Source organism: Pseudoxanthomonas sp. CCNWLW251, from assembly GCF_037402255.1.
Classification (GTDB): domain Bacteria; phylum Pseudomonadota; class Gammaproteobacteria; order Xanthomonadales; family Xanthomonadaceae; genus Pseudoxanthomonas_A.
The window spans coordinates 300,781-327,458 of record NZ_JBBEGA010000001.1 but is presented as its reverse complement, the minus strand read 5'-3'; the positions used below and the strand labels follow the sequence as shown (position 1 = coordinate 327,458).

At 62.5% G+C, this 26,678-nt stretch carries 21 protein-coding genes and 1 tRNA gene; 14 read left to right on the top strand and 8 right to left on the bottom strand.

What is annotated here, in order from left to right; all coding sequences use genetic code 11:
* Positions 1-2: 2 nt before the first annotated feature.
* From proB to WBN46_RS01455, 4 genes are all read left to right on the top strand, one after another.
* Positions 3-1,151, top strand: a complete 1,149-nt coding sequence (proB, locus tag WBN46_RS01470) for a glutamate 5-kinase (RefSeq protein WP_337730022.1) — start codon at positions 3-5, stop codon at positions 1,149-1,151.
* 34 nt (positions 1,152-1,185) lie between these two features.
* On the top strand, positions 1,186-2,466 hold the full coding sequence (locus WBN46_RS01465; protein ID WP_337730021.1) for a glutamate-5-semialdehyde dehydrogenase: 1,281 nt from the start codon (positions 1,186-1,188) through the stop codon (positions 2,464-2,466).
* 193 nt (positions 2,467-2,659) lie between these two features.
* Positions 2,660-4,006, top strand: coding sequence for a glycosyltransferase (locus WBN46_RS01460; protein WP_337730020.1), 1,347 nt, complete (start codon positions 2,660-2,662; stop codon positions 4,004-4,006).
* Positions 4,006-4,932: a hypothetical protein gene (locus tag WBN46_RS01455; RefSeq protein WP_337730019.1), complete on the top strand. Its 927-nt coding sequence runs from the start codon at positions 4,006-4,008 to the stop codon at positions 4,930-4,932. Before WBN46_RS01460 ends, WBN46_RS01455 begins: the two co-directional genes overlap by 1 nt.
* 351 nt (positions 4,933-5,283) lie before the next feature.
* Here the strand turns inward: WBN46_RS01455 and WBN46_RS01450 are convergent, their stop codons facing one another.
* From WBN46_RS01450 to WBN46_RS01420, 7 genes are all read right to left on the bottom strand, one after another.
* Positions 5,284-6,774, bottom strand: a complete 1,491-nt coding sequence (locus WBN46_RS01450; RefSeq protein ID WP_337730018.1) for a hypothetical protein — start codon at positions 6,772-6,774, stop codon at positions 5,284-5,286.
* 153 nt (positions 6,775-6,927) lie between these two features.
* A complete protein-coding gene (locus WBN46_RS01445; protein WP_337730017.1) occupies positions 6,928-8,079 on the bottom strand; it encodes a hypothetical protein in 1,152 nt (383 codons plus the stop codon).
* Between the two features lie 3 nt (positions 8,080-8,082).
* Entirely contained in the window at positions 8,083-8,964 is an 882-nt protein-coding gene (locus tag WBN46_RS01440; protein WP_337730016.1) for a hypothetical protein, read from the bottom strand.
* Positions 8,965-8,967: 3 nt separating this feature from the next.
* Positions 8,968-10,155 carry a hypothetical protein gene (locus WBN46_RS01435; RefSeq protein WP_337730015.1) on the bottom strand — a complete coding sequence of 396 codons (1,188 nt, stop codon included), beginning with the start codon at positions 10,153-10,155 and terminating at the stop codon, positions 8,968-8,970.
* Positions 10,133-11,533, bottom strand: coding sequence for a DUF87 domain-containing protein (locus tag WBN46_RS01430; RefSeq protein ID WP_337730014.1), 1,401 nt, complete (start codon positions 11,531-11,533; stop codon positions 10,133-10,135). The genes WBN46_RS01435 and WBN46_RS01430 overlap by 23 nt, the downstream gene beginning before the upstream one ends.
* Complete coding sequence (locus WBN46_RS01425; RefSeq protein WP_337730013.1) at positions 11,508-13,247, bottom strand: ATP-binding cassette domain-containing protein; 1,740 nt, start codon at positions 13,245-13,247, stop codon at positions 11,508-11,510. Before WBN46_RS01425 ends, WBN46_RS01430 begins: the two co-directional genes overlap by 26 nt.
* 664 nt (positions 13,248-13,911) lie before the next feature.
* Positions 13,912-13,988, bottom strand: a tRNA-Pro gene (locus WBN46_RS01420).
* Between the two features lie 149 nt (positions 13,989-14,137).
* Between WBN46_RS01420 and hisS the strand changes: the two genes are divergently transcribed.
* The gene (hisS, locus tag WBN46_RS01415) at positions 14,138-15,520 is read left to right on the top strand and encodes a histidine--tRNA ligase (protein ID WP_337730012.1); all 1,383 of its coding nucleotides are present in this window, start codon (positions 14,138-14,140) and stop codon (positions 15,518-15,520) included.
* Between the two features lies 1 nt (position 15,521).
* Entirely contained in the window at positions 15,522-17,411 is a 1,890-nt protein-coding gene (locus tag WBN46_RS01410) for an aromatic amino acid ammonia-lyase (RefSeq protein ID WP_337730011.1), read from the top strand.
* Positions 17,412-17,585: 174 nt separating this feature from the next.
* Here the strand turns inward: WBN46_RS01410 and WBN46_RS01405 are convergent, their stop codons facing one another.
* Positions 17,586-19,412, bottom strand: a complete 1,827-nt coding sequence (locus WBN46_RS01405; RefSeq protein WP_337730010.1) for a diguanylate cyclase — start codon at positions 19,410-19,412, stop codon at positions 17,586-17,588.
* Between the two features lie 258 nt (positions 19,413-19,670).
* On the opposite strand from WBN46_RS01405, the gene WBN46_RS01400 reads away from it, so the two are divergent.
* From WBN46_RS01400 to hisF, 8 genes are all read left to right on the top strand, one after another.
* On the top strand, positions 19,671-19,997 hold the full coding sequence (locus WBN46_RS01400; protein WP_337730009.1) for a YerC/YecD family TrpR-related protein: 327 nt from the start codon (positions 19,671-19,673) through the stop codon (positions 19,995-19,997).
* A 9-nt stretch (positions 19,998-20,006) separates the two neighbouring features.
* Positions 20,007-20,921 carry an ATP phosphoribosyltransferase gene (gene hisG / locus WBN46_RS01395; RefSeq protein WP_337730008.1) on the top strand — a complete coding sequence of 305 codons (915 nt, stop codon included), beginning with the start codon at positions 20,007-20,009 and terminating at the stop codon, positions 20,919-20,921.
* The gene (gene hisD, locus WBN46_RS01390) at positions 20,918-22,231 is read left to right on the top strand and encodes a histidinol dehydrogenase (protein WP_337730007.1); all 1,314 of its coding nucleotides are present in this window, start codon (positions 20,918-20,920) and stop codon (positions 22,229-22,231) included. The genes hisG and hisD overlap by 4 nt, the downstream gene beginning before the upstream one ends.
* A complete protein-coding gene (hisC, locus tag WBN46_RS01385; protein WP_337730006.1) occupies positions 22,228-23,310 on the top strand; it encodes a histidinol-phosphate transaminase in 1,083 nt (360 codons plus the stop codon). Before hisD ends, hisC begins: the two co-directional genes overlap by 4 nt.
* 187 nt (positions 23,311-23,497) lie before the next feature.
* The gene (gene hisB / locus WBN46_RS01380; protein ID WP_337730005.1) at positions 23,498-24,571 is read left to right on the top strand and encodes a bifunctional histidinol-phosphatase/imidazoleglycerol-phosphate dehydratase HisB; all 1,074 of its coding nucleotides are present in this window, start codon (positions 23,498-23,500) and stop codon (positions 24,569-24,571) included.
* Positions 24,568-25,170, top strand: coding sequence for an imidazole glycerol phosphate synthase subunit HisH (hisH, locus tag WBN46_RS01375; RefSeq protein WP_337730004.1), 603 nt, complete (start codon positions 24,568-24,570; stop codon positions 25,168-25,170). Before hisB ends, hisH begins: the two co-directional genes overlap by 4 nt.
* Positions 25,167-25,904: a 1-(5-phosphoribosyl)-5-[(5-phosphoribosylamino)methylideneamino]imidazole-4-carboxamide isomerase gene (gene hisA, locus WBN46_RS01370; RefSeq protein WP_337730003.1), complete on the top strand. Its 738-nt coding sequence runs from the start codon at positions 25,167-25,169 to the stop codon at positions 25,902-25,904. The genes hisH and hisA overlap by 4 nt, the downstream gene beginning before the upstream one ends.
* A complete protein-coding gene (gene hisF / locus WBN46_RS01365; protein ID WP_337730002.1) occupies positions 25,898-26,674 on the top strand; it encodes an imidazole glycerol phosphate synthase subunit HisF in 777 nt (258 codons plus the stop codon). The genes hisA and hisF overlap by 7 nt, the downstream gene beginning before the upstream one ends.
* Positions 26,675-26,678 lie beyond the last annotated feature (4 nt).

Genomic DNA, 26,678 nt, shown 5'->3' with positions numbered 1-26,678 from the left:
CGATGAACCACGCCACGCCGCTTCCGTTCGCAGAACAACCGTTGCCGGCCTGGCGGCGCGCCGTGCTCAAGGTCGGCAGCAGTCTGCTGGCCGCGGAAGGCGAAGGGCTCAGCCCGCGTCACGCGCTCAGCCTGGCGCAGTTCGTGTCGTCGAGCATCGCGGCGGGCAGGGAAGTGGTGATCGTGTCATCGGGAGCGGTCGCCGCCGGACGCGGGTTGCTGAACCGCAAGCCGCGCGCAGGCGCTGCGATGGCCGAGCGGCAGGCGCTGGCGGCGCTGGGGCAGGCGCGGTTGATCGCCTTGTGGCAGCGCTTCTTCGACAGGCCGGTGGCGCAGGTACTGCTGACCCACGACGACCTGCGCAATCGTCGCCGTTATCTCAACGCACGCGCCACGCTGCAGGAATTGCTGGCGCTGGGCGCGCTGCCGGTGATCAACGAGAACGACACCGTATCGGTGGACGAACTGAAGCTTGGCGACAACGACAACCTGGCGGCCGTCGTCGCCGCCCTGATCGATGCGGATGCGCTGTTCATCGCCACCGACATCGATGGCTTCTATACCGCGAACCCCCGCACCCACGCTGAAGCGCGCCCGATTCTCGACGTCGAGGCGTTGACCCCCGACTTCTTCGCCATGGCGGGAGGGGCCGGCAGCGGCGTGGGCACCGGCGGCATGCATACCAAACTGGAGGCTGCGGCCAAGGCGGCGGCGGCGGGCATCGAGACGTTCCTGTTCAACGGCACGCAGGCCGGTACCGTGGCGGCGTTGGAACGCGGTGCACTGGTCGGTACGCGCTTCCGACCCGCGCAGAATCGGCTGGCTGCACGCAAGTACTGGCTGCGCAATGTGCCGGTGGAGGCGGGCGCCATCGTGGTCGATGCAGGCGCGGCCAACGCAATGGTGCAGAAAGGCGCGTCGCTGCTGCCGGGAGGCGTGGCTACCGCCGAGGGTGATTTCCGGCGAGGCGACATGGTCGAGCTCGTCCTGCGCGGCGATGATGGCGACCGGCGCATCGCGCGTGGCGTCAGCCAGTATTCCGCCGTGGATGTGCGCCGCATCGCGCGCCGCCACTCGCGCGATATCGAGGCCATACTCGGCTATACCTATGGCGAGAACGTCGTGCATCGCGACGATCTGGTGCTGCTGTGAAGCGTATGCGTCGAAGAGCCTGCAAGGAGGTCGCATGACCGACATCAAGACCCTGGCCATGCAATGCCGCGATGCGTCGCAGGCCATCGCCACGTTGTCCTCCGCGTCCAGGAACGCCTTGCTGCACGCGATGGCGGATGCGCTGCTGGCAGACGAGGCGACCATCCTGGCCGCCAATGCGCGCGACATCGCGGCGGCGGAAGCGAAGGGCGTCGGCAGTGCCATGCTCGACCGCTTGCGCCTGGATGCGCAACGCCTGCACGGAATCGCCTCTGCCGTGCGCGACGTGGCCGGACTGCCGGATCCGGTCGGGCAGGTCACCCGTGCTTACGAGCGGCCGAACGGCATCCATGTCGAACGCGTACGCGTGCCGCTGGGCGTAATCGCGATGATCTACGAGGCACGTCCGAACGTCACCGCCGATGCCGCCGCTTTATGCCTGAAGGCGGGTAACGCCGTGATCCTGCGTGGCGGATCGGAAGCCATCCACTCGAACACCGCCATTGCGGCGGCGCTCAAACGCGCACTGCGCGAGGCCGGGTTGCCCGAGGCCGTACTGACCCTGGTCGAAGACCTGCGCCGGGAGACCATCCTGGAACTGATCCAGTTGAACGACATCGTCGACCTGGTGATTCCGCGCGGGGGCGAGGGGTTGATCCGCTTCGTCGCCGAACACGCGCGCGTACCGGTGATCAAGCACTACAAGGGGGTCTGCCACCAGTACGTGGATGCCGGCGCGGACGAGGATCTGGCGCTGGACCTGCTGCTGGATGGCAAGGTGTCCCGCCCGTCGGCCTGCAATTCGCTGGAGACGCTGCTGGTCCATCGCGACATGGCACCGGGCTTCCTGCCGCGCGCTGTGGCTGCACTGCGCGCGCGCGGCGTCGAGGTGCGCGTGGACGAGGCGGGCAGGGCTTTCGTGCCGGATGCCGCTGCAGCGACCGATGAGGATTTCGCCGCCGAGTTCCTGGACCTGGTACTGGCGATCGGCGTGGTGGAGGACCTGGATGCCGCCATTGCCCACGTGCGTCGCTACACCTCCGACCACACCGAGGTGATCGTGACCCGCGACCCGGCGCACGCGGAGATCTTCGTCAATGCACTGCGTTCGGCCGTGGTGATGGTCAATGCCTCGTCGCGCTTCTCCGATGGGGGCGAACTCGGGCTGGGCGCGGAGATCGGCATCTCGACCACCCGCCTGCATTCCTATGGGCCCATGGGGCTGGAAGCGCTCACCATCGAACGTTTCGTGGTGAAGGGCGAGGGCCAGGTCCGGCACCCGGACCTGCTTGTCGCGGCGCAGGGCAAAAAGTGACGCGAAACGTCATAAAAATGTGATGTGCGCCTCAAAAGTGAGTTAAAGGCCCGTTATCCAGTAACGTGACATGTGGCACGACAATTGCGTCATGGGGGAGCCTCCTGTCGATGCAGCCCCCCCCATGTACGACGTCAAGACTTCCCTCCCGCCCCCGGACACGTCCCTCCCGGAACCCGTCCCGGAGCAGTGGATGCCGGCAAGCACCGCGCCTGCGCGGCGGCGCTTCTATGTGCCGATCCGGTTCAAGTACACCCTCATCCTGCTGGTGTCGCTAGCCTGGGCGGCGGTGTCGGTGAAGTTGTCCCAGCCCTGGCTGTCAGAACTCTCCAAACCGCTGGGCTTCGGGCTGGCCCTGTTCGTGATCGCGTTCATCGCGTACGTCCCGGGCTTCATGAATGCCTTCCTGATCGGCTCCATCCTGTCCGACCGCCGCCCGATGCTGCGCAAGTACGACCGCCTGCCGGACGTCTGCGTGCTGGTCGCCAGCTACAACGAGAGCGAGAACATCGCCGATACGCTCACCAGCCTCGCCCGCCAGGACTATCCCGGCAACATGGAAGTGGTGGTGATCGATGACGGCTCGACCGACGACAGCCTCGCCATCGCCCGCGCGATGGCTGCGCAGCTCGGTCGCCCCGGGTTGCAGATCCGCGTGCTGGCGCAGCCGAAGAACGGCGGCAAGTCCAAGGCGCTGAACCGGGGTCTCGCAGAGACCCGCCAGGCGCTGGTGGTGACCGTGGACGGCGACTCCTACCTGCGCGCCGATGCGCTGCGCAAGCTGGTCGAGCGTTTCCTGTCCGATCCGCCCGGCACGGTGGCCGTGGCCGGCGCGGTGCTGGTGCGCAATTCGCGCGAGAACTGGCTGACCCGCAGCCAGGAGTGGGACTACTTCCACGGCATCGCTGCGGTGAAGCGCATGCAGAGCATGTACCACGGCACGCTGGTGGCGCAGGGCGCGTTTTCGCTCTACACCCGCGAATCGCTGGAAGGCGTGGGTGGCTGGCCCGAATGCGTCGGCGAAGACATCGTGGTGTCGTGGGCGCTGCTGGAGACCGGCGCGCGCATCGGCTACTGCGAGGAAGCCTGCCTGTTCACCAAGGTGCCGACGAAGGTGGGGCAGTTCGCGCGCCAGCGGCAGCGCTGGTCGCGCGGCCTGATGGAAGCGTTCGCGCGCCACGGCCGCCTGCTGGTGAAGCCGCGTATGACCACGCTGTTCATCTGGTGGAACCTGCTGTTCCTGCCGCTGGACCTGGTGTACACGTTCGCCTTCATTCCGGGCATCGTGCTGGCCTTCTTCGGCTACTACTGGATCGCCGGCATCATGACGCTGCTGGTGCTGCCGCTGGCGGCGCTCTGGAACATCGTCATCTTCCGCGTGCAGTCGCGCATGTTCAAAAGCCAGGACCTGCGGGTGCGGCGGAACATCTCCGGCTTCGTGTTCTACACACTGGCCTACACCATGATCCTGCAGCCCGTGTGCGTGATGGGCTACGCCGCCGAACTGCTGCGCCTGCGCAAGACCTGGGGGACCAAGTGATGAAGCCCTATCTCCTGAGCGCCGCGCTGGCGCTGGCAGCCACGGCGCCCGCTGCGCTGGCGCAGTCGGAAGCCGAAGGTGGCAAGCAGGCCGTGCGCACCGATCTGTGGGTGGGTTCGGATGCGGACGGCAACGAGGCCCGCAAGCTGGCGGTGGGTTGGGACGTGGACCACCGCGACATCGAGCACTGGTGGGGCGTGAAGGTGGAGCACGCGCGCTTTTCCGGGCGTGGCTGGCGCGACGACCAGGACCGCGTGTTCGTCAGTGGCGCGGGCGATGCGGGCGAGCGGTGGCGGTGGGATGGTGATGTGGGCACGAACGGGGACGACCTGATCGGCCGTGCCTCGATCCACAGCCGCGATGCGTACCGCAAGGAGTTCTTCATCGAACGCGATGTGCTGGAGACGCGCAACGGCGTCGCGCAGGGCTGGGTGCAGACCTTCGCGGGCGCGGGCATCGATGTGCCGATGGGCGAGCGGTGGTCGGCCAGCGGAGTGGCCGGTCTGCAGGACTTCGGTGTGGGCGACAACCTGCGCACGCATCTGCGCGGCAACGTGGTGTTCGCGCTGGCGCCGGAGCAGGGCGTCAGTCTGCAGCTGCGCACGCGCTACTACCGCAACAGCGAGCCGCGCGAGGCGGACTACTATTCGCCGCGCTGGTATGGCGAGGCGCTGGGCGTGGTGGGCTGGCGCCGGCATGTGGGCGGTTACCAGTACACGGCGCGCGCGGGCCTGGGCCGGCAACGCAGCGCGGGCGATACGTCCAAGCGGGCGCGCATGCTGGAAGTGGGTGTGGAGACGCCGCGCTGGAAGGATGCGTGGCTGCGGCTTGATGCGGGGTACACGGATACGCCGGTGCTGACGGATACGGGGACGGACAGCTATTCGTACCGGTATCTGCGGTTGCAGGCGTTTGTGGCTTTCTAGTTTGGCTGCGACAGCCTCAGGCTTCTAAATGTCCACGAAGCCTTTCCAAGGAGCAGCATGCACGCCTAAAAAAGTCACGTTGGGCTGCAGTGGAGGGGGGGCGGCCGTTTCGTAGTGGTCGTCCACGCTGCGTCGCCCGACATCGCCCGCCGAGTCGCAGAGCATCAGAATCCTCCCTACGCTGCACTTGCGGTACAGGCAATGAGTCGTTAGCCGACGCAAGGCACAGGCCTACAGATAGACGCAAGGCACAGGCCTACAGATACATGCTGCAGCCGGGGAAACTACTGTGCCCACCCGACTTGCGCCGGGGGAAAGCTCGTTCCCTCGATGAGGCGGCTCGGAGTCGCGCTAACCAAGCAATGCGATGGTCACTCGGCCCGATAACTGCTCAGGGATCTGACGTCTGCTGACGCCATAAGCCAACAGATGATCGACAATCTGTTTGCGACGCTTGTCGCTGACGTCGCCTATCTCTACGACTTGATCGAAGTGTTGTGCAAGCAGAAGTCCCCGACCCACTTGAAGTAGTGTGGCTGGGAGAGCTTTAGTGCATGCCAAACGCGCCAACTTTAGTGTGTAGGGCAACGAAGCGTGGCCACGTTTCCGCAACAGCTGCTCGGCTAGATCATCGATATGCGCTATTCCCCAAGCCTTGAACCCAGCCTGTGACAGCAACAAAGACTCTACTTCAGGCGTGTCGGTATCTACGACAATGTCTTCAAATGGCGTGAGTACTCGTGAGCTATGGATCAATCCTGGTAGTTGTCTATCTCGTGACACCATTTCACGTACCACAAGGGCGCCGCTGCCGATTCGTCCAGCAGTGGAGCTGCCATAGACCATTAGTCGACCTGGAGACACATCCTCAGGGTCAAAGCTAAATGTGTGCCCCAGCGTCCTGTCGGAGTCCTGGATTCGCCACACTCGCTGGTTGGTTAAGATCCAGTTGATGATGAATTTATGGACTGCGGACGGGATCCCCTGCGTGAACCCTGCGGAGTTAACATGGGCTTGGGCCAGCTTTAGGCAAACTTCTAGCGTGTCGAATCGGGTCCAATCGATATCGCGCTGGTGAAAGTCGAAGAATGCCTTCAGAGGTGTGAAGTTTGTACGGTACGACGTGTCCCAGTATGCTCTGCCATCGAACCCTAAACCGGTGCTTTTCAGGTACTCAGAGGGTTCGAATAGGGCTGTGGCAAGTGGCCACGCGACGAACACGTCAACACTCTTGCACGCGCACAGCCCTGTCTCCGAGTGAACAAGGAGATAGCGATAGTCATTGCGAAGTATCGATGTAAGAAGCGGGGCGGTAATCGCGATCCCGTGCTGAGATAGGCGTCGCGCTACGACATCAATAGATGTCGTTCCAACGATGGAATCATCTAGCGCGATCAGTAGTTGTGCGTAGGTCAACCAATCCGGACAGAGCTGAGGCTCGCGAACGTGCGCCACCAGCGCCAGCATTGGATTCACGTCAGCCCTCATGCTTCTGTCGAACTTCCAGTTCGAGGAAAAGAACTCGCCCGTCTCCGTAGTCAGTCTGGCTTGCTCGGTCGCCGACCAAGAGCTCAGCGACTCCGCGATCCACAGTGGCTCCAACAATTCACCTTCGCCATCGGTCGAAAGTAAGGCCCCGTGGAGCTGACAGAGATGATCCGCCAGCTTCTCTACATCAATCTCTCGCCCACCAATATCAATAGTGTCTTGACTGGCGTAAATGTCATCCAGATGACCATCAATATCATGCTCGTGCTCTGGCTGATCCGTAGTGGATAGCCATTCGCCAAGACGGAATGCGAAGTCGCAAAGTAGATCTTGACGAACTAACCACGATAGCAACGCAACACTGCGTCGCCCGGTTAAGGGTACGCAATGTCGAGTGGTGCCGGTTGGAAGAGGAACCCGCACTACCTGTTGGCGCCCGCGGAAGAAGCCCTCAAGGAAAGCATGGGCGGTACTACTTTTCTGTATGAGCGGAATGCAGCCGGCGTCTTACAGACACTCGATTACCTCTTCCATGATGTCGAAATCCTCAATAACTTGGAGCGTCACGAGGTTGCTTGCACTTGGCTGGTATCCGCCGAGGCGCAGCTGCTCAATAGTTTCATACATTGCCTTAACCAGCTTGCGCGGCGTGAGTTGCACAATCTGGTCGACGAGGTAGCTGATGGTTTCCTCGGTAAACGGATAAAAATCGTCTGCGGCCGTGAGGCGTCTAGTCGACAGCATTCCCTTAATGAACTCTATCGCTTGCTTTTTGTCCAAAAGCGACAGTTCGATCTGCCGATCAATACGCGTCAGCACATAGTCCATGAAGTACGCCGATAGCTCACTGAGTTCTGCAGAGATAGCGACGCCGAGCCCAAAGCAACCTTGGCAGCTGTCATAAAGGTGGCGAAGGTGATCATTGACAGCCCGACCTTCCTTGGAAGTGGCGCCCATCAGGTCGTCTAGTTCGTCGATGAACAGGTAGACAGCACGACGGAATCTATTATCTGAGATAGATGTGGAAGGAATATTGAATGTGAACAGCTTGACGAGGCTCGTGAATCTCAGCACTGAGTCGAAGTCATCGTTGACTTGGATGGCAGCGGCTAGCTCTTGCTTGGTGTTGGCTTGGTAGAACTTGATCGCTAGATTAGTGAGCTCCGGAGCTGCGAAGATCTTAGTGATCACCTTCTTAGGGTCCTCGTCGCTAGGGATCTCATGCTCTCGTTTGTACAAGCTAATCTTGTCTTTTAGGAAATTGGAGAACTTCTCAAGATCCGCAAGCAGATCAGACTGATTGATAACGAACTCTTGAAACGCCCGGTGGAAAGAGAACTTGCCGCCCTGAGTCTTCAGAGAACGCATAAAGTACGCGCAGGAGTTAAACTCTTCGCGTTTCTGATGAAGAATGTAATTCTGCGCCCAGAGTAGGGCATGGGACTTTCCGGTTCCGAAGCCACCGTACATCAGAAAGAAGCGGGTGCTTCCTAGTTGGTCGGAGCGCGCCTGAGTGAGCACTCGCATGAGTCGCTCCCGCTCTTTCTCGTACCCTACCCAAAGGGAGGCTCGCTCGTGCGAGGCGACCGCAGGGTTCTCCATGAACGGGTTCTCACGTAGATTCGCGGCCGCATAATAATCTGCTGGAGTCATGCTCATAAATCACCTTGTCCTAAGCTTTCGATTGTTATTGACCAAAGTCGTTCGGTAGTCTTTTGCACGCGAGTAGAAGTCTACAACAGTATTTTCCAGCTCTTTAATCGATGACGGTGCAACCGAGTAATTTGTCTCGAGGTTGCCCGCGTCGGGCGTTGCTGGAACGCCCATCGCCGTAAGGTTGGAGGAGCCAACAATCCCTAGGCTTGGTGTATCAGCGGTGGAATGCTGACGATCCGTGTCGGTCATGAATAGGTAGATCTTGGAGTGAAGACGTGGGAGAAACACTAGGTCAATCCCACGAGCATCGAGGTCCTTATGGAGGTCGCCAAACTGCAACACCTGGTCAGCGCAGGTGATAACAATTACCTCAGCCCCATCGCCTCGTATGGAGTCCAATGTCTGACCAATCCGGCTGCCACGCACCAGTATAGTCGGGTCGATGAATGGGCTCACGAGGTAGACTGCCTTGTTCGGAATGAGGCGCCTGCCTAGCAGCGCGCTGTATATGTAAGGCGCCCTATGCGAGGACAGTATGCTAAGGGGCCTAGTCATAATCTCAACTTCGTCCTCATTGACTTCCAGTTCAACCAGTTCATCAGAATCCAGTCGGGGCTCAGAAATCTCATTTTCAACTGAATGTACCCCGCATCGGTAGAACACGGTTTTTCCGTCTTTAAGAATATAGATGATTCTGAAAGCAGTACGCCCTCTGCTAGCGTAACGAATCCATGCATTGTTCACGTTCTGAAAGCGGTGATCGTCCTTGTTATTGGCGCTTCCGTCCGCCTCTGCGAAAACGTGACTTAGAATTCGTTTGGCGAATGACGCGTCACCATTTCCAAGAATGTCTTCAACAAATAGCCGATGCAACAGTACCGACTTCATGAGTTAGGCCCTTGAGAACGAGATTCCATAAACACTCACTCTTGAAGGCCGCAGAAGCATGTTTCGCTTCTCCTTCGCTATCGCCTCTAGGTCGGATTTCAGACTGCCAATAGCTAGGTCTTCCGAAACGCATATTCCAAGAACGAAGAGTGAGAACACTATGTAAGGTAGCTCTCTACGCAGCATTTGGAACCGAGTGTCCGCTCTCATGAACTGCTCAAGTGCGTAGCTTGCGAGCTGCTCAATATCGATTGCTTGCAAATAGTCTTGGGTGGACCCCTTAGAAGCATAGGTATTGCCAATTGCTTTCAAGAACTGGTCGTGATCGACAATGAGAGTGTCGTCAAGTGCCCAAGTTACGTGCCGGGGCCGCATCTCTGTATCCAGTGGCATTAGAACTATCGGTGCGTTTGGCGGTCGATTTGGAGCCACAAGGGAGCGCATTGCATGAACGTAACGCTGTCCAGAGTCTGTTTGTGCTCCGTTCGTGAATAGTCCTAAGTCTTGAGCCCACGCTTCACGTCTGGCAGGCACCTTTTTGTACCAGTCGTCTGAAAGCGATACCGAAAAATCATCAATGTCTCGGTTTCTTGCTGCGCTTCGCGCTTGCGCGAACGGCCCCAGAGTTGCCCGTTGAGCGCCTTTGCCTTCGGGGCCGGACGGCACCTCCTGAAAGTCGATAACTTGATGGAGCTTCTCGCGATCGAACTTATTCTTGTATCGCTCGTAGAATAAGGAGAGCTTTTCTTGGCGAAACTCCGCGAGTCGTCTCTCATACTGACGCTTGTCGAAGCAGGTGGCGAGCAAAGTGCCGAACAGCTCCCCATCTGCCAAGGTAATTGCATAAAGTAGAACGGCTCGTAGTGCTCGATCGAACGCAGACGGGTCGCTAGAGTAGTGCCGCTTAAGCAGCGCACCAACATCTAGCAGGGCATGCGGTACTGGGCGGCCATTGTCTACCGAGAAGATGCCGAGGACCCCGAACACATTTTCGAAGTGCTTGCGAGATTGAATCTCTCGATTGAACCCGTTCTTGACGAGGCTCTGCCACAACGGGTCTGAAAGTTGGCCATGGTCAACATAGACGTCGATTAGCAGCTTGAAGCGGGAGAGCGTCGACTCTAGGCCGACCGAGTAACCGATCTTTCTGATCAGTAGCTTGGTCTCGTTAGATTGGACTATATCCACCATGTGCAGTAACTCTCGGTCGAATTTGAACCATCAAGGCGCGACTCGTGCCATGGTCGCTCACGAACGAGTTTCCAGGCCCTAAGAGGCGGATCATGTCTCCAAAATCGGTGTAGCTTTGGCCCGACACTTTCATGCGCTGCACAGGTTTGCTTGGAATGCGGTTGGTTGCGGAATTGATATCGGCTTGAAATGTTAGACGGTGGTTTATTGTCAAATTTACTTGACTCAGTATTCGATCGTCGATCGCAGATGGCTGTTGAGTGGCAAGTACGAGCGACAAGCCTGCGTCCCGGCCTCGCTTCACGTATTCAATCAACGCATTACGTGCAGGACTTGGGGCGTCACAGGGTGCAACGACGTGTGCCTCGTCAATTATCAACCAAACCTTGTTCGGTAAATCGGGGCCGTCATAAGGTTTATTGAAGAATGTTGCTACCTTCTTCTTGCTATGCATCTTGCCCATTACAGAGAACAGCTGCCTCGCGATGATTGCTGTGACAAGTGCTTTGTCTTCGTTTCGGAGGTCGCGAAGCATGAGGAGGTGGCAGTGTTCCTTCGTGAGTAATTGCTCTATTCCTACCCCGTTTTGGTCAAACAGCCTTGTTCGTCGGTAGTCTTCGAGCTTGTATAGAAGGGCGCTACGCGATGACTGGGAAGTATTCGGCCAATTGGCGTCCGTTTCAATGTGAGCAATTAGATCGTCGATACCAAAGTTCTTATCTTGCAGGGCCTCGATGGATGTCGAGATGATATGGCCTTGGGGGCCGTAGAGATCCTGTCCGAAAAGCGAGCACCATTCTTCGGGCAAGACGTCGCGAGGCCTAATTGTTATCTCTTGTTCGACACCAAGAAACTTTTCCGTACCTGGGGGCACGAAGATCTTCAGGTTGGCGAGTCGATTAGGTTTCAAGTTCCATTTCTTGAGCTGTTCCAATTGGACGGCGTTCTCCGGAATGTCTCCGTTCGGCTCATATCCAAGGGTCCAGAACTGGCTTTGCGTATCAATTACGATAGATGTAATTGGCGTAACTTCGTTTTGAATGCTTGATGGATTAGCTAGTGGGCTTATCCCTTCGATGATCACTCCCAAATCGAAGCTTTTTCCGCTACCGCGCGTGCCTGTTATGTAGATCACGTGCGGGAAGGTTGTGTCCAGATACACGTCGGAGTTGAGATAGGACTTGCCGGCGCTGCATTGCTCGCTTACCTTCCCGAGAAAGAATAGCTCACTGTAGTCCTCTTCTTTCAAGCTGCGCCCCACCACGATGTTGGAGCCTCGCGATACATATTCAACCTTGACGATTGGGTCTTCGATCGTGAACGGTGAAGTGTCAAATATCCGGCCAAACACTTCAGTCAAACTTTTCGAAAAGCTCATCCGAATACTCCTGGGTTTTCAGGATCCTGGGCTCTGAGCCAAGGTCGAAATTAATGACGCGGGTAGGGCGCAACGCCTTAAAGAAGTGTCCGTTGTTTGCGGCCGCAATAAATATGATGACGCCCATTCGGTCAGCAAGGGACCGCAGCTTGGCTGCAATCACCCCGGCTGTGACCGGATCCAAGTCTGCACCAAATTCATCAAGCAACCAAACGCGCTTCTGTTGGAGAATTAAGTCTGCCAGCAATGCGCGGTATTTTTGGCCCTTGCTCAACATCCAGAACGGCTTCACCATGGGGATCGCTTCGGAGAGGCCAACGGTCGCAAGTGCTCTTATCGAAGTCGACAGGCCGTACTTCTCCGCGAAGTAGTCAATGAGAATCTCTTCGGCGCCAATTGCTGCAAGCTTTGAAGTCGCTGGAACAAGAAATCGGTCATGGGAGACGCTAATATTTGGGTGTATTCCGTAGTCGCCCATTCCTAGTATGTCTAAGAAAATTGATTTGCCAGTTCCTGACGCGCCTGCCAAAAGAAAGATGTTGCCGCTATTAGCCGAAAAATCGGAGACGTCGAGCAATCTTTGCTTGACTGTGTCGCCCACTAAGCCGAAAGCATCTTTGATCGCTTTCACGTTGATCGAGGTGGGCAGAGTGATGTTGGCCGAAACTTGGAGCTTACGTATTTCGATGCGGGACTCGAAATGTGTCTGCGTTAGGTCTTCATGAATGGTCTTGCGCGGAACGATAATTCCGCGCACGTACTTTTCAGCGTCGTCATCGAGTCCCTTGACATAGTACGGCCGGGGATCTCGGAAGATTTTTCGCAGAAGGATCCATGATCTATCGTCGACGAGCTTCTCTGGAGATTTGCTGAGTGCGAGCTCTTCTATCGCACCGATTGCGGCATCGATGGTCATGCCACTCATTTCGGCAAACTCTGAGACTACTGAGAAGTACTTATTTTGCAGAGACATTATTCCAGACGTAATTTTTTGACCTCGATGCATCGATCGCATGTCTTTAGCGACACGGGATTGGTTCCCGTCCGAATGCCCGCAGTATGTGTATCCGGCGCCAGACACGAAGTCGAAATGATTCAACATCTCGGCAGAAATTTCGATGAACAGTGGGCGGCGACGTTGAACGTGCCATCTGTCCTTCGCGAATTGTTCGGCTGCGAGGACCAGCCTCTTGGCCAGCCCGATTCCTCGAAATGTAGGGTGAGTAACTACTCTCGAAATTCGGACTATGAGGTTTAGGTATTGCTTTAGGCTGTGCTGATTCCATTCGGTCCACTGGACGTCGCGAGTCGAGTGCTTGAATGGTCGGGAGAATGCCCGGTGCCTTGGCCCAACCATCATTAGGGGCATGCCGAGTTCGATGTATCCAAGGTACTCTGTCCTAGTACCAAAATTGGTGCTCACCAGAAGCACCGCTTTGCGCCCGCCACCCAAGGCTTCGTTGGACTCTTCCTGCTCGAGCAAGTGCGGACTTGAGCGATAGTGGAAGCGCTCAAGCATCTGGTACGCAGCATATTTTTCTGGCGTGTCGATCTCCGAGTAGTGAACAGTTGCGATCTTGTTCCCGATGGATAGCCGCTCACTCATTGAGAATGTTGGCACTATCGGGATTAGGCCCTTGTCTGAATCCGCCTCAGCCAATGAAATCCTCTGATTCGTATTTCCTGTGACGATAAGTTCGTCGTTGGCCAGCACCGGCGCGAATCTTGGCAGCGTAATCTCGCTCCTTTTGAGGGCGGATGACAGCAATACAATTTTCTTGTGTTCTGCTACTCGGACAGATTTAACCTGAGTCATTTTCAAACCCACATTTGCTGCCTTCTCAGCAGCGCAAAAGACATTCTGGTGAAGCGTCGTAGTTTCGTGGCGACCGAGAGTTGGATGCCGATCGTTGACTGCGCTGGAGGCTGGGCCTAGCTGTCAGCTCCGTAGAGCGAGGTCGGCAGCTTGGTTCTCTAGTCCCCTCCGATCGCACCCCTAGAACGGATTCTACGTTGTCGGACCCTCACCACGCGCTAGGCCGGCACGCTAGGAGGCACCGAGGTCGATGCTTCAGGCTAGGGGGCCCTAGTCGGTTCTGCGGTTGTTGAGGCGGAGGGGGGCGCAGGTGAGGCAAGTCCGGGGGTGGATCCGGGACTCTGTCGGGGTTTTGATCCACGACTGCTCGAGTAGGCAATGTTTGACGCGCCCCGCTTGCTGCCGTAGGCACCATGGGCCTCGAGTGTTGACTGCTGCGACGGTCAAGGGTCGCTTAATTGGCCACGTGAAGCTGATTGAAGCCGGAGCGCTTTTTGCTGGCAAGGTGCTGACAAACAAAAAGCCGCCCGAGGGCGGCTTTTTGCTAACTCATTGAAAACACTGGTCGGGGAGACAGGATTCGAACCTGCGACCTCTACGTCCCGAACGTAGCGCTCTACCAGACTGAGCTACACCCCGACTGAGCGCGCCATTGTAGTGAACGACCCCGGTCCCGGCAAGACCCGGAGCCGACTTTCCACCCCGGCCGGGCCCGCACAGCCGGAAGGCTGCGGCCGATGGCGCCGGACCCGTAAAATGCCCGGTCTACGCATGTCGGAGTTGCCCGCTTGATCAAGCCCCGTACGCCGCCCGGAGTGATGGAACTGCTCCCGCGCGAACAGATCGCCTTCCAGCGCATGCTGGACACCATCCGCCGCAACTACGAGCGCTTCGGCTTCCTGCCCGTGGAAACGCCGGTATTCGAGCTGTCCGAGACGCTGCTGACCAAGTCCGGCGGCGAGACCGAGCGCCAGGTGTACTTCGTGCAGTCGACCGGTGCGCTGGCGAAGGAAGGCGAGGGCCTGCCCGAACTGGCCCTGCGCTTCGACCTGACCGTGCCGCTGGCGCGCTACGTGGCCGAACACGAGCACGAACTGACCTTCCCGTTCCGCCGCTACCAGATCCAGCGCGTCTACCGCGGCGAACGCCAGCAGCGCGGCCGCTTCCGCGAGTTCTACCAGTGCGATATCGACGTGATCGGCAAGGACGCGCTGAGCGTGCGCTTCGACGCCGAGATACTGGCGATGATCCACGCCGTCTTCAGCGAACTGGGCATCGGCGACTTCACCATCCAGCTGAACAACCGCAAGCTGATGCGCGGCTTCTTCGAGGCGCAGGGCGTCACCGACAGCGAGCAGCAGGCACTGGTGCTGCGCGAAGTCGACAAACTGGACAAGCGCGGCGCCGACTACGTGCGCGAGACGCTGACCGGCGAAGGCTTCGGCATGTCGGCCGAGGGCGTGGACCGCATCCTCGACTTCGTCGCCGTGCGTAGCACCGGCCACGCCGACGCGCTGGCGCGCCTGGACGCGTTGGGGCAGGGCAGCGACACCTTCAACCAGGGCATCGCTGAATTGCGCGAGGTGCTGGAACTGGTCAGGGCGCTCGGCGTGCCGGAAGAGGCGTACTGCCTGAACTTCTCCATCGCGCGCGGCCTGGACTACTACACCGGCACGGTCTACGAGACCCAGCTGGACGGCTATCCGCAGATCGGCTCGATCTGCTCGGGTGGCCGCTACGAAGACCTGGCCAGCCACTACACCAAGTCGAAGCTGCCCGGCGTGGGCATCTCGATCGGCCTGACCCGCCTGTTCTGGCAGCTGCGCGAGGCCGGCCTGATCGCCGGCAGCGACGAGAGCAGCGTGCAGGCCATGGTCGCGCTGATGGACGATGGGCAGCTGGCCGAGTCGCTCGATATTGCCCGCCGCCTGCGCGCGGCCGGCATCAACACCGAAGTGCAGATGGAGGGCCGCAAGCTGGCCAAGCAGTTCCAGTACGCCTCGCGCGCGGGCATCCGCTTCGTGGTGCTGGCCGGCGAGGACGAACTGACGCGTGGCGCGGTGACCGTCAAGGACCTGTTGCGCGAGCAGCAGTTCGAAGTGAAGCGCGAAGAGCTTGCCAGCAGCCTCAAGGTGGAGCTTGAGCAGGCACGCGTATTGGCGGGGCGCTGACATGAAGCCGATCCTGCTGGATGGCAAATCACTCACCCGCGACCGGCTGGTCGAGATCGCGTTCGGTGCCAGTGTCGAGTTGGACAAGGGGGCATTGAAGGACGTCGCGCGCGCGGCCGACTTCCTGGCCGAACAGGTCCGCCGCGAAGAGCCGATCTACGGCGTATCGACCGGCTTCGGCAGCAACGCCGACAAGCTGCTCGGAGCGCATCCGCTGCGCGACGAACTGCCGGGCGCGGTGAAGTCCGGGCGCTCGCTGCACGAAGAACTGCAGTACAACCTGATCGTCACCCATGCCGTGTGCGTGGGCGAACCGATGGCGCCGGAGATCGTCCGCGCCATGCTCGGCATCCGCATCAACACGTTGTTGAAAGGCCATTCCGGCATCCGCGTCGAGACGCTGCAGGCGCTTGCCGCGATGCTCAATGCCGGCATCGTGCCGGTGGTGCCATCGCTGGGTTCGGTCGGCGCGTCCGGCGACCTGGCGCCGCTGTCGCATCTGGCCATCGTGCTGCTGGGCGGTGGCGAGGCGTTCTACGAGGGCGAGCGCATCGCGGGTGCGGATGCATTGAGGCGCGCCGGGCTGTCGCCGGTCTCGCTGTCGTACAAGGAAGGTCTGGCGCTGAACAACGGCACCGCGCAGATGCTGGCGATGGGCGTGCTGGCGACCTATCGCCTGGACAACCTGCTGGACACCGCCGATCTGGCTGCAGCCATGACGATCGATGCCTTCGCGGGCCGGCTCGGCGCGTTCGCCGCAGAGGTCCATGCGCTGCGTCCGCATCCGGGCCAGGTGCATGTGGCCGCCCGCCTGCGCGATCTGCTCGAGGGCTCGACGCTGGCCGACATTCCCTATCACCTAGTACCGAAGTTCCGTCCGTGGCTTCCGCGCAGCTGGGATACCGAAGAGGCGCAGGCGCTGCGTTTCGACATCGGCTGGGACTGGGTGCCGACCGACCAGCGCCATGGTCGCGAGAAGTTCTATCGGCGTTTCATGCCATTCCGCGGCGGTAAGAAGCACCAGCCCCAGGACAGCTATTCGCTGCGCTGCATCCCGCAGGTGCATGGCGCCGTGCGTGATGCCGTCGAGCAGGCCAAGCGCGTGCTGGAGATCGAGCTCAACGCGGTCACCGACAACCCGCTGGTGTTCCCCGACAGGGAAGCCGACCACGTGGAGGAACAGGTGATCTCCGCCGGCCACTTCCATGGCATGCCGCTGGCGCTGGCGATGAGCTATGTGAAGGCGGCGATCCCGACGCTCGCGTCCATCTCCGAACGACGGCTCAACAAGCTGGTCGATCCGGCCACCAATGATGGGTTGCCGGCGTTCCTGATCGGCAACGAGGACGGCACCGAATCGGGCCACATGATCGTGCAGTACACCGCTGCGGCCATCGTCAACGACCTGGCCAGCCGCGCGCATCCGGCCAGCGTGTTTTCCGTGCCCACCAGTGCGAATGCCGAGGACCATGTATCGATGGGCGCCAACGAGGCGCGCCACGTGCTGGCCATGGTGCAGGACCTGGGCAAGGTGCTGGCGCTGGAGCTGTACACCGCCGCGCAGGCGCTGGATCTGCGCCGTGACATGATCAATGCGGCTCGCGCGTTGTCGGATCGCACCGATGCCGAGGGGCTGGCGATGAAGGTGTCGGGCGGCCCGCAGGCGGGCGCCGAAGGGCGCGATGCCTTCCTGGCCGAAGTCGATGCCCTGCGCGCCGCGCTGGCGGCCAGCGACGCGTTCCATCCAGGCCATGCCGTCGCAGCCGCGCACGCGGCGATCCGCGCGAAGATCCCGTTCCTCGAGCGCGACCGTGCACTCGATGGCGAAGTGGCCACTGCCGTGCGCCTGGTGGAGTCCGGAGAGATCCTGGCGGCGATGCGGAACCGCTGAACGGTTCCCGTGTTGTAGGAGCGACGTAAGTCGCGACCGTACGAATGATGCTGCCCTGATGACAGGGCAGCAGATGCGCGTAAGGCGCTCTGTTTCAACGGTCCAATGCCGTGCCCGTGCTCTTGGGGGCCATGGTCGCGACTCACGTCGCTCCTACACGGTGGAGCGGCTATCTCACAACGTCCGCACGCAGTCCCGCCCCTCGGCCTTCGCCGCGTACAGCGCCTGGTCTGCGACCTGCAGTGCCGACTCCAGGCTGTCGCGCGCTTCCAGGTCCACGCAATGCACGCCGATGCTGGCGGAAACGGCGATTTCCAGGTCGCCGCTGCGGCACGGCTGCGCTCGCAACGCCTGGCGCAGTTCCTCCGCCACCACGCTGGCTTCCCCCAGGCCCATGCCGGGCAGGGCGGCGATGAACTCCTCGCCGCCGAAACGGGCCAGCAGCGCGCCATGCGGGCGCAGGGTTTCGGCCAGGGTGTTCGATGTGCAGCGCAGGCAGTCGTCGCCGACCAGATGGCCGTACGTGTCGTTGATGCGCTTGAAGTAGTCCAGGTCGATCATCAGCAGCGAGATGGGGCGCTGCGAGTTGCGCGACTGCGACAGCAGGTGCTCGAACGCCTCGCGGAAATGGGTGCGGTTGTAGAGGTCGGTCAGGCCGTCGAGCCGGCTGGATTCGCGCAGTCGGTGATGGGCGGTCTCGAGTTCGGACATCGTCTGGCGGAGCTCGGCGGTACGCGATACCACCTGTTCTTCCAGCGAGTTCTTCGCGTCCCGCACGATGCGCTCGTTCTCGTTGCGCAGGGCGGCGTACCGATAGCCCAGGGCAACCGAGAGCAGCAGCATTTCCAGCGCCGAGCCGATCTGCACCCCGTACTCGGTGATGAACCGCTTCGGCAGCAGGCCGAAGGCGAGGGCCACGAAGATGCCCGTGCCCAGCAGGAACATCGCCCATGCGAGCAGGAACACCTTGGCGGGCCGGTAGCCACTGCGCACCACCACCAGCGTGATCACCGCGATCCATACGATGCTGGGGAACACCGCTGCGGACGCGATCGGTGTCGCCACGTGGTAGGGAAGCTGGGTGGCGGCGATGCCGAGCAGCACGAAGAAGGCGATGATCGCCTTGCTGATGCGGTCGCCCAGCCGCCATCGCGTATTGAGGTCGAGGAAGGTGCGCGAGAACTGCTGCATGCCGATCTGCGCCAGGCACACCGAGAGTGGCACCGACTTGTCGGCCAGCCACGTGGAATGGGGCCACAGGTATTCGAAGCCCAGTCCGTTGAGGGTGAACAGCACCAGGCCGAACGCGCTGATGTGGAAGAGGTACCAGAAGTAACTGCCGTCGCGCAGTACCAGCCACAACACCAGGTTGTAGAAGAACAACGCCAGCAGGATGCCGTAGTAGATGCCGATGCCCAGTTGCCCGTCGCGCGACAGTTCGGCGAAGGCGGCAGGCGTGTAGAGGAACAGCGGGACCTGCATCGAGCTCTGGCTCTGCACGCGGACGAGCAGGTCGACCTGCTGCCCGGTGGGCAGGTCGAGCCAGAAGTTGGGATGGCGGTAGCGGATGCTGCGTTGCTCGAACGGGAAGGTGTCGCCGCCGATGTGGTGCACGGTGCGCCCGTCGGGATAGCGCGCATACACATCGATGCGGTCGCTCAGCGCGTACTGCTGCACCAGCAGCCAGCGCTGTTCGCGCGGGTTGGTGTTCTCGACGTTCACCCGGAACCAGAAGGCGCCGGTCTGGAAGCCGAACGAGGCATCACCATTCGGGAGTGGGGCGAAACCGCCTGCGGCGGCCTGCAACAACGCATCGTCGACGGTTGCGGTACCGCTGGCATCGTGCAGGTAGGTGGTCTGCGGGGCGAGCGGGAGGTAGGTGCTGTCCGGGCCGATGCGTGCGGGCGCCGAAGCGGCCGTGACGATCGGCCAGCACGCGAGCAGCAGCGCGCATATCGCCAGCCGGCAGCGCGATGCAATCGTGTTCCCTGGTGCCCGCATGCCCGTTCCCCCCCGGGTGCCCTCAGTGCCGTCGCTCTTCCCGCGGCAGCCGTCCGGCGTCCTTGGCAGTGTACTCATCGTCCCTGTCCGCTCCAGTCCATTCCGGGCCTCTCGATGCGGCGATGCCTATCCCAACGGAAAGCGGGGGACGTTCCAGACAGGCCCCGGTTGACGGCGACTGACTTCGCGCGTTAATGTATTAGCGCGTTAATACATCAGCTCAGCATCCTTTCCACGTCCACCGGTACCGCCCGCCCCATGAAGCGCCGCTCCCCCCACGAAGAATCCCCGGACGATGCGCCGTTGCAGGCGCTTTCCGAGGCCTTGGCTGCCTTGAGCCAGGCCGGAGAAGTGCGTGCGTTCCTGGAGGACCTCTGCACCCCGGCCGAGCTGGAGGCCATGTCCGACCGCTGGCGGGTGGTGCCGCTGCTGCTCAAGGGCGTGCCGTACCGGGAAATCCACGATCTCACCCAGGTCAGCGTGACCACCATCGGCCGCGTCGCCCGCACGCTGGAGCGGGGTGCCGGCGGTTACGCCGCCGCCATGCAGCGCCAGCAGAGCGGGACGGCAGCCGCCTCCCACTGAGTTTCCAGAATGAGTCCCTCCCTCACTCCCGCGACGCGTGAGCGCCTGCGCATCGCCATCCAGAAGAGCGGGCGGCTGGCCGAGCCCGCGCGTACGCTGCTGGCCGCCTGCGGCCTGAGCTGGCGCGAAAGCCGCGACAAGCTCTTCTGCTACGGCGAGTCGCTGCCCGTGGACCTGCTGCTGGTCCGAGACGACGACATTCCCGGGCTGATCGCCGACGGCGTGTGCGACTTCGGCATCGTCGGGCGCAACGAGCTCGACGAACAGGCCGGCGAGCGCGCGTTGAACGGCATGCCGCAGGCCTATCGCGAACTGCGCCCGCTCGGCTTCGGCAGTTGCCGCCTGATGCTGGCGATACCCGACAGCTGGGAATGGGCGGGCCCGCAGCAACTGCAGGGCCTGCGCATCGCCACCAGCTATCCATCCATCCTGCGCCAGTGGTTGCAGGCGCGCGGCATCGACGCGGCCGTGGTGGAGCTTTCCGGTTCGGTCGAGATCGCACCGAAGCTGGGCACCGCGGACCTGATCTGCGACCTGGTTTCAAGCGGCGCCACTCTGGCGGCGAACCAGCTCAAGCCGGTGGAGACCCTGCTCGAGAGCGAAGCCGTACTTGCCGGCCCTGCGCGCGAGTTCGACGATGCCCGCGCGGGCCTGGCCGACATGCTGTTGCGCCGGCTCGATGGTGTCCTGAAGCTCAAGGACAGCAAGCTGCTGATGTTCCGCGCCGAGCGCGAAACGGTGCCGGCCCTGTCGCGCCTGCTGACCGACAGCGAGGGCCTGGTCACGCTACCCGGCGGCGAGGAGGGACCTGTATCGCTGCAGGCGATGTGCCACGGCGCAGTGACCTGGCAGCGGCTGGAGGAGCTGCAACGTGCGGGCGCACAGGGCCTGATGGTGCTGTCGGTCGAGAGGTCGCTGGCATGAGTGCGTCGCTTGCCACCCGCTACGATTGGGATGCACTGGACGAAACCTCCCGCGCCGCATTGCTGGCGCGCCCGGCTCAGGCCGTGGCCCAGCGCACGCGCGATGCGGTCGCCGGCCTGCTGGCCGACGTGCAGGCGCGCGGCGACGTGGCGTTGCGCGAAGTGACCCTGCGCTTCGATGGCGTGGAGCTCACGGCATTCGACGTCAGCGAAGAGGAGTTCGCCGCCGCGCACACTGCCGTGCCCGCCGACCTGCGCGAGGCAATGCAGGATGCGGCCGGCCGCATCGAAGCTTTCCACCGTGCCGGCATGGCGCAGCCGTACGCTGTCGAAACCGCACCGGGCGTGGTCTGCGAGCGGGTGATCCGCCCGATTCCCCGGGTCGGCCTGTATGTCCCGGCGGGCAGCGCACCCTTGCCTTCCACGGCGCTGATGCTGGGCGTTCCATCGCGTCTGGCCGGCTGCCGTGACGTGGTGCTGTGCACGCCGCCGCGCAGGGACGGCACCGCTGATCCGGCGGTGCTGGTGGCTGCGCAGCTGACCGGCGTGCGCCGCGTCTTCAAGCTTGGTGGCGCGCAGGCGATCGCCGCGATGGCATTCGGCACGGGCAGTGTGCCCAAGTGCGACAAGCTGTTCGGCCCCGGCAACAGCTATGTCACCGAGGCGAAGCAACAGGTCGCGCAGGGCGGTGCAGCCGCCATCGACATGCCTGCGGGGCCGTCCGAAGTGCTGGTGATCGCCGATGCAGGCGCCGATGCGGCCTTCGTCGCCGCCGACCTGCTGTCGCAGGCGGAACACGGTCCGGATTCGCAGGTGCTGCTGCTGTCCGATGACGATGGCTTGATCGAGCGTGTGCAGGCGGAGCTGGAATCGCAACTCGTGATGCTGGATCGCGCCGACATCGCGCGGCAGGCGCTGTCGTCGTCGCGGCTGGTGAAGGTGTCCTCGCTGGAGGATGCCTTCGCCATCAGCAATCGCTACGCACCGGAACACCTGATCGTGGCGCTGCGCGAGCCGCGTGCCTGGCTGGACCAGGTCGAGGCTGCGGGCTCCGTGTTCCTCGGCGACTACACGCCGGAGGCACTGGGCGACTACTGCAGCGGCACCAACCATGTGCTGCCCACTGCGGGCGCGGCACGGGCCTACAGCGGCGTCAGCGTCGCCAGCTTCCAGAACTTCGTCAGCGTGCAGTCTGCCAGCCGTGCCGGCATCGCCGCCATCGGCGACTGCGCGTTGACGCTCGCGCGCGCGGAAGGGCTGGACGCGCACGCCCATGCCGTCGCGATCCGTCTGCGCAGGGCGGCCGCATGAGCGGCGTCGGTTCCCTGGTGCGTCCAGACCTGCGCGGGTTCGCCGGCTACAAGTCTGCGCGCAGTGAATCCGTGCGCGGCGACATATGGTTGAACGCCAACGAGTCCGCATGGGCAAACCCTGCGGACGGAGAGGGTCGCAGCCGCCGGTATCCGGAGCCGCAGCCCCCGGCCCTGCGTGCGCGGCTTGCGCAGCTCTATGGCGTGGCGCCGGAACAATTGCTGGTCGGGCGCGGCAGCGATGAAGCCATCGACCTGCTGGTGCGGGCACTGTGCGTGCCGGGGCAGGACGCCATCGTGGTGACGCCGCCGGTGTTCGGCATGTATGTGGTCTGCGCACGCCTGCAAGGGGCGCGCATCGTCGAGATTCCACTGGTCGACCACGAGGCCGGCCTCGCTGCCGACCTAGACGCGATCCGCGATGCGGCGCTGGCGCAGGGCGCGAAGCTGGTGTTCCTGTGCTCGCCGTCGAACCCGGCGGGCTCGGTCATTCCGCTGGAGGGCGTCGCGGCATTGGCGCGTGCGCTGGATGGGCGAGCGCTGGTGGTGGTGGACGAGGCCTACGCCGAGTTCGCCGACGGCGCGTCCGCGACCACGCTGCTGGACGCGCATGCCAACGTCGCCGTACTGCGGACGCTGTCGAAAGCGCATGCACTGGCGGCTGCACGCATCGGAGTGGTGATCGGCGGTGCGGAGCTGATCACCGTGCTGCAGCGCTGCCAGGCGCCGTATCCCGTGCCGACCCCCTGTGCCGATCTGGCGCTGGAGGGACTGTCCGATGCGGCGGTCGCGCAGACGCGGGAACGGGTCGCCGTCGTGCGTCGTGAGCGCGAGCGGCTGCTGTACGCGCTGGCCCGGATACCCGGCGTGCGCCATGTCTATCCCTCGCAGGGCAATTACCTGCTGGCGCGCTTCAGCGATGCCGAGGGCGCATTCCGCACCTTGCTGGCTGCGGGGGTCGTGGTGCGCGACCAGCGCGCGGCCCCGCAACTCGGCGATGCGTTGCGCATCACCATCGGTTCCCCGGAGCAGAACGATCGCGTGCTGTCGGCGTTGAACATGCAGGAGGTGGCCGCATGATTTTTCCGTCTGTCACTGCCCCCCGGGCCGTCCCTGTTAGGGGTGCTTCGGCCTCGATCGAATTGCCCGCAGGGACAGTCAACAATCTGGCTGTTTCGGATATGGGCGCGCTGCGGGGCGTTTATCGTCCTGAGTATGGCAGCGCTATCGGGGCGCGGGCTGAAGCCCCTCCTGCAGAGGCCGTGCCATGACGCCGATCCTTTTCATCGACCGCGATGGCACCCTCATCGAAGAGCCGGAAGACTTCCAGATCGATGCGTACGAGAAGGTCCGCTTCGTCGCCGGTGTCATTCCCGCGCTGCTGAAGCTGCGCGACGCCGGCTACCAGTTCGTCATCGTCAGCAACCAGGACGGACTGGGCAGCGAGCAGTATCCGCGCGCCAGCTTCGACGGTCCGCAGGCGTTGATGATGCAGGTGTTCGAAAGCCAGGGCATCCGCTTCCGCGACGTGCTGATCGATGAAAGCTGGCCGCACGAGAACAAGCCCACCCGCAAGCCCGGCATCGGCCTGATGGTTCCTTACCTGCAGGACCGTGGCATCGACTGGTCGCGGTCGGGCATGGTCGGCGACCGGCCGACCGACATCCAGTTCGCCGACAATCTGAAGATCCGCGGGTTCCAGTTGAAGACGGCGCAGTTCGGGGGCGAGTGGGACTGGGCCGGCATCGCGCATGAGTTGGCGGACGCACCACGTCGTGCGGTCGTCCAGCGGAACACCAGGGAAACCAGGATCCGCGTCGAAGTGGATCTCGACCGCGTCGCGGAGCCCGTCGCGAAGACCGGCCTGCCGTTCTTCGACCACATGCTGGAACAGATAGGCAAGCATGGCGGTTTCGCGCTGGACGTGCGTGCTGAGGGCGACCTGCACATCGATGAGCACCACACGGTGGAAGACACCGGCCTGGCGCTGGGGCAGGCCCTGAAGGAAGCACTGGGCGACAAGCGCGGCATCGGCCGCTACGGCTTCACGCTGCCGATGGACGAGACGCTGGCCAGCGCGGCGCTGGATTTCAGTGGCCGGCCGTACTTCGTCTTCAACGGTGAATTCAGGCGCGAACGTGTCGGCGACCTGCCGACCGAACTGGTGCCGCACTTCTTCCGCTCGCTCTGCGATGCCTCCGGGTTGAACCTCAACCTGAGCGTGCAGGGCGACAACGACCACCACAAGGTGGAAGCCTCGTTCAAGGCGCTGGCGCGCGCGTTGCGCCAGGCCGTCAAGCGCGAAGGGGCGGAACTGCCGTCCACCAAGGGTGCCCTGTGATGCGTGTCGCCCTGATCGATGCCGGCGGTGCGAACCTGGGGTCGGTGCGCTACGCCCTGGACCGCCTGGGCGTGGAGCCCGAGCTGACCACCGATGCGGACGTCATCCGTGCAGCGGACCGGGTGATCCTGCCCGGCGTCAGCACGGCTGCGCAGGTGATGGGCGGCTTGCGCGCATCGGCGCTGGTGGATGTGCTGCGGACGCTGGAAAAACCCTTGCTGGGTGTCTGCGTGGGCATGCAGATTCTGTTCGAGCATTCCGAAGAGGACGACACGCCCTGCCTGGGCCTGCTGCCGGGCCGCGTGGCCAAGCTGCCCGCCACGCCCGGCATCCGCGTGCCGCACATGGGCTGGAACACGCTCGCGTCGCGGCGTGAAAGCCTGTTGACCCGCGACATCGCCGACGGCCGCCACGCGTACTTCGTCCACAGTTACGCCGCGCCTGTCACGGCCGATTGCGTGGCGTCGAGTGAACATGGGGTGCCGTTCGCCGCCATCGTGCAGCGTGGCAACGTGGGGGGGGCCCAGTTCCATCCCGAGCGATCGGCGGATGTCGGCGCGCGTCTGCTGGAGAATTTCCTGAAGTACGGTGTGCAATGAGCGGATTCACGGTTTATCCCGCCATCGATGTGCGCGAAGGTCGCGTGGTCCGGCTGGCCCAGGGCGACTATGCGCGCGAGACACGCTATGACGGCACGCCGCTGGATGTCGCGATGCGCTACGCCGCGCAAGGTGCGGAATGGCTGCACCTCGTCGACCTGGATGCGGCGCGGGCGGGTGGCTACACCCTCGCACCGCTGCTGGGCGAACTCGCGCAACATACGTCACTGAAGGTGCAGACCGGGGGAGGCGTACGCCAGTGCGATGACGTGGCGCGCATGCTGGCGGCGGGCGCGCAGCGCGTCGTGGTCGGCTCGCTGGCCGTGCGCCAACCCGATACCGTCCTGGCCTGGCTGGCCGAGTTCGGCAGCGACCGCATCACGGTCGCGCTCGACACGCGCCGCGACGATGACGGGGTCTGGCGCCTGCCGGTGCATGGCTGGACGGAAACCGCATCGGAAACACTGGATGAACTCGCGTCGCGCTACGCCGAGGGTGGCCTGCGGCACCTGCTGTGCACCGACATCGCCCGCGACGGCATGCTGACGGGACCGAACCTGGACCTCTATGCGCACCTGCGACAGGTCGTGCCGTCGTTGCAGGTGCAGGCGTCCGGTGGCGTCAGCGCCGTGGTCGATGTCACCGGGGCACGTGCCGCCGGTTGCGCCGGGATCGTGCTCGGGCGGGCATTGCTGGAAGGCAGGTTCGAACTGCCCGAGGCGCTGGCATGCTGAGCCGTCGCATCATTCCCTGCCTGGATGTGCGCGAAGGCCGCGTGGTCAAGGGCGTGAAGTTCCGCGACCATGTCGACATGGGCGACATCGCCGAACTGGCGTTGCGATACCGGGACGAAGGCGCGGACGAACTGGTGTTCTACGACATCAGCGCGAGTCCGGAGGGACGCTCCGTGGACTACGCCTGGATCGAGCGCGTGTCACGGCTGCTCGACATTCCGTTCTGCGTGGCGGGCGGCATCCGCGACGTCGATACGGCACGGCGGGTGCTGCACAGCGGTGCCGACAAGGTGTCGGTGAACACACCTGCGCTGGAGCGCCCCGGTCTCATCAGCGAACTCGCCGAGGCCTTCGGCGTGCAGTGCGTCGTGGTTGGCGTGGATTCCATTCGGGAAGCGGACGGCGAGTGGCGTGTGCGCCGCTACACCGGTGATCCTGCGAAGATGCAGGGCGCCGGCTTGCGTACGCTGGATTGGGTGGTGCAGGCGCAGCGACTGGGTGCCGGCGAGATCGTGTTGAACTGCATGGACCAGGACGGCGTACGGCGTGGTTACGACATCACGCAATTGCAGGCCGTGCGCGCGGTGTGTGGCGTGCCCTTGATCGCCTCCGGTGGTGCGGGCGAGGTGCAGCATTTCGTCGATGTGTTCCAGCAGGCGGACGTGGATGGCGCGCTGGCCGCCAGCGTGTTCCACAGCGGGCATATCGCGATCCCGGCGTTGAAGCGGGTGTTGGCAGAACAGGGCATCGAGGTGCGGCGTGGCGACTGAAACG

Coding starts and splice junctions, on each gene's coding strand:
- WBN46_RS01465 (WP_337730021.1), top strand. CDS start 1,186: ATGACCGACATCAAGACCCTGGCCATGCAATGCCGCGATGCGTCGCAG.
- hisD (WP_337730007.1), top strand. CDS start 20,918: ATGAGTGCGTCGCTTGCCACCCGCTACGATTGGGATGCACTGGACGAA.
- WBN46_RS01405 (WP_337730010.1), bottom strand. CDS start 19,412: ATGCGGGCACCAGGGAACACGATTGCATCGCGCTGCCGGCTGGCGATA.
- WBN46_RS01410 (WP_337730011.1), top strand. CDS start 15,522: ATGAAGCCGATCCTGCTGGATGGCAAATCACTCACCCGCGACCGGCTG.
- hisC (WP_337730006.1), top strand. CDS start 22,228: ATGAGCGGCGTCGGTTCCCTGGTGCGTCCAGACCTGCGCGGGTTCGCC.
- WBN46_RS01460 (WP_337730020.1), top strand. CDS start 2,660: ATGCCGGCAAGCACCGCGCCTGCGCGGCGGCGCTTCTATGTGCCGATC.
- hisA (WP_337730003.1), top strand. CDS start 25,167: ATGAGCGGATTCACGGTTTATCCCGCCATCGATGTGCGCGAAGGTCGC.
- WBN46_RS01440 (WP_337730016.1), bottom strand. CDS start 8,964: ATGAAGTCGGTACTGTTGCATCGGCTATTTGTTGAAGACATTCTTGGA.
- hisF (WP_337730002.1), top strand. CDS start 25,898: ATGCTGAGCCGTCGCATCATTCCCTGCCTGGATGTGCGCGAAGGCCGC.
- hisB (WP_337730005.1), top strand. CDS start 23,498: ATGACGCCGATCCTTTTCATCGACCGCGATGGCACCCTCATCGAAGAG.
- hisG (WP_337730008.1), top strand. CDS start 20,007: ATGAGTCCCTCCCTCACTCCCGCGACGCGTGAGCGCCTGCGCATCGCC.
- WBN46_RS01445 (WP_337730017.1), bottom strand. CDS start 8,079: ATGAGCATGACTCCAGCAGATTATTATGCGGCCGCGAATCTACGTGAG.
- WBN46_RS01455 (WP_337730019.1), top strand. CDS start 4,006: ATGAAGCCCTATCTCCTGAGCGCCGCGCTGGCGCTGGCAGCCACGGCG.
- WBN46_RS01430 (WP_337730014.1), bottom strand. CDS start 11,533: ATGAGCTTTTCGAAAAGTTTGACTGAAGTGTTTGGCCGGATATTTGAC.
- proB (WP_337730022.1), top strand. CDS start 3: ATGAACCACGCCACGCCGCTTCCGTTCGCAGAACAACCGTTGCCGGCC.
- WBN46_RS01400 (WP_337730009.1), top strand. CDS start 19,671: ATGAAGCGCCGCTCCCCCCACGAAGAATCCCCGGACGATGCGCCGTTG.
- WBN46_RS01435 (WP_337730015.1), bottom strand. CDS start 10,155: ATGGTGGATATAGTCCAATCTAACGAGACCAAGCTACTGATCAGAAAG.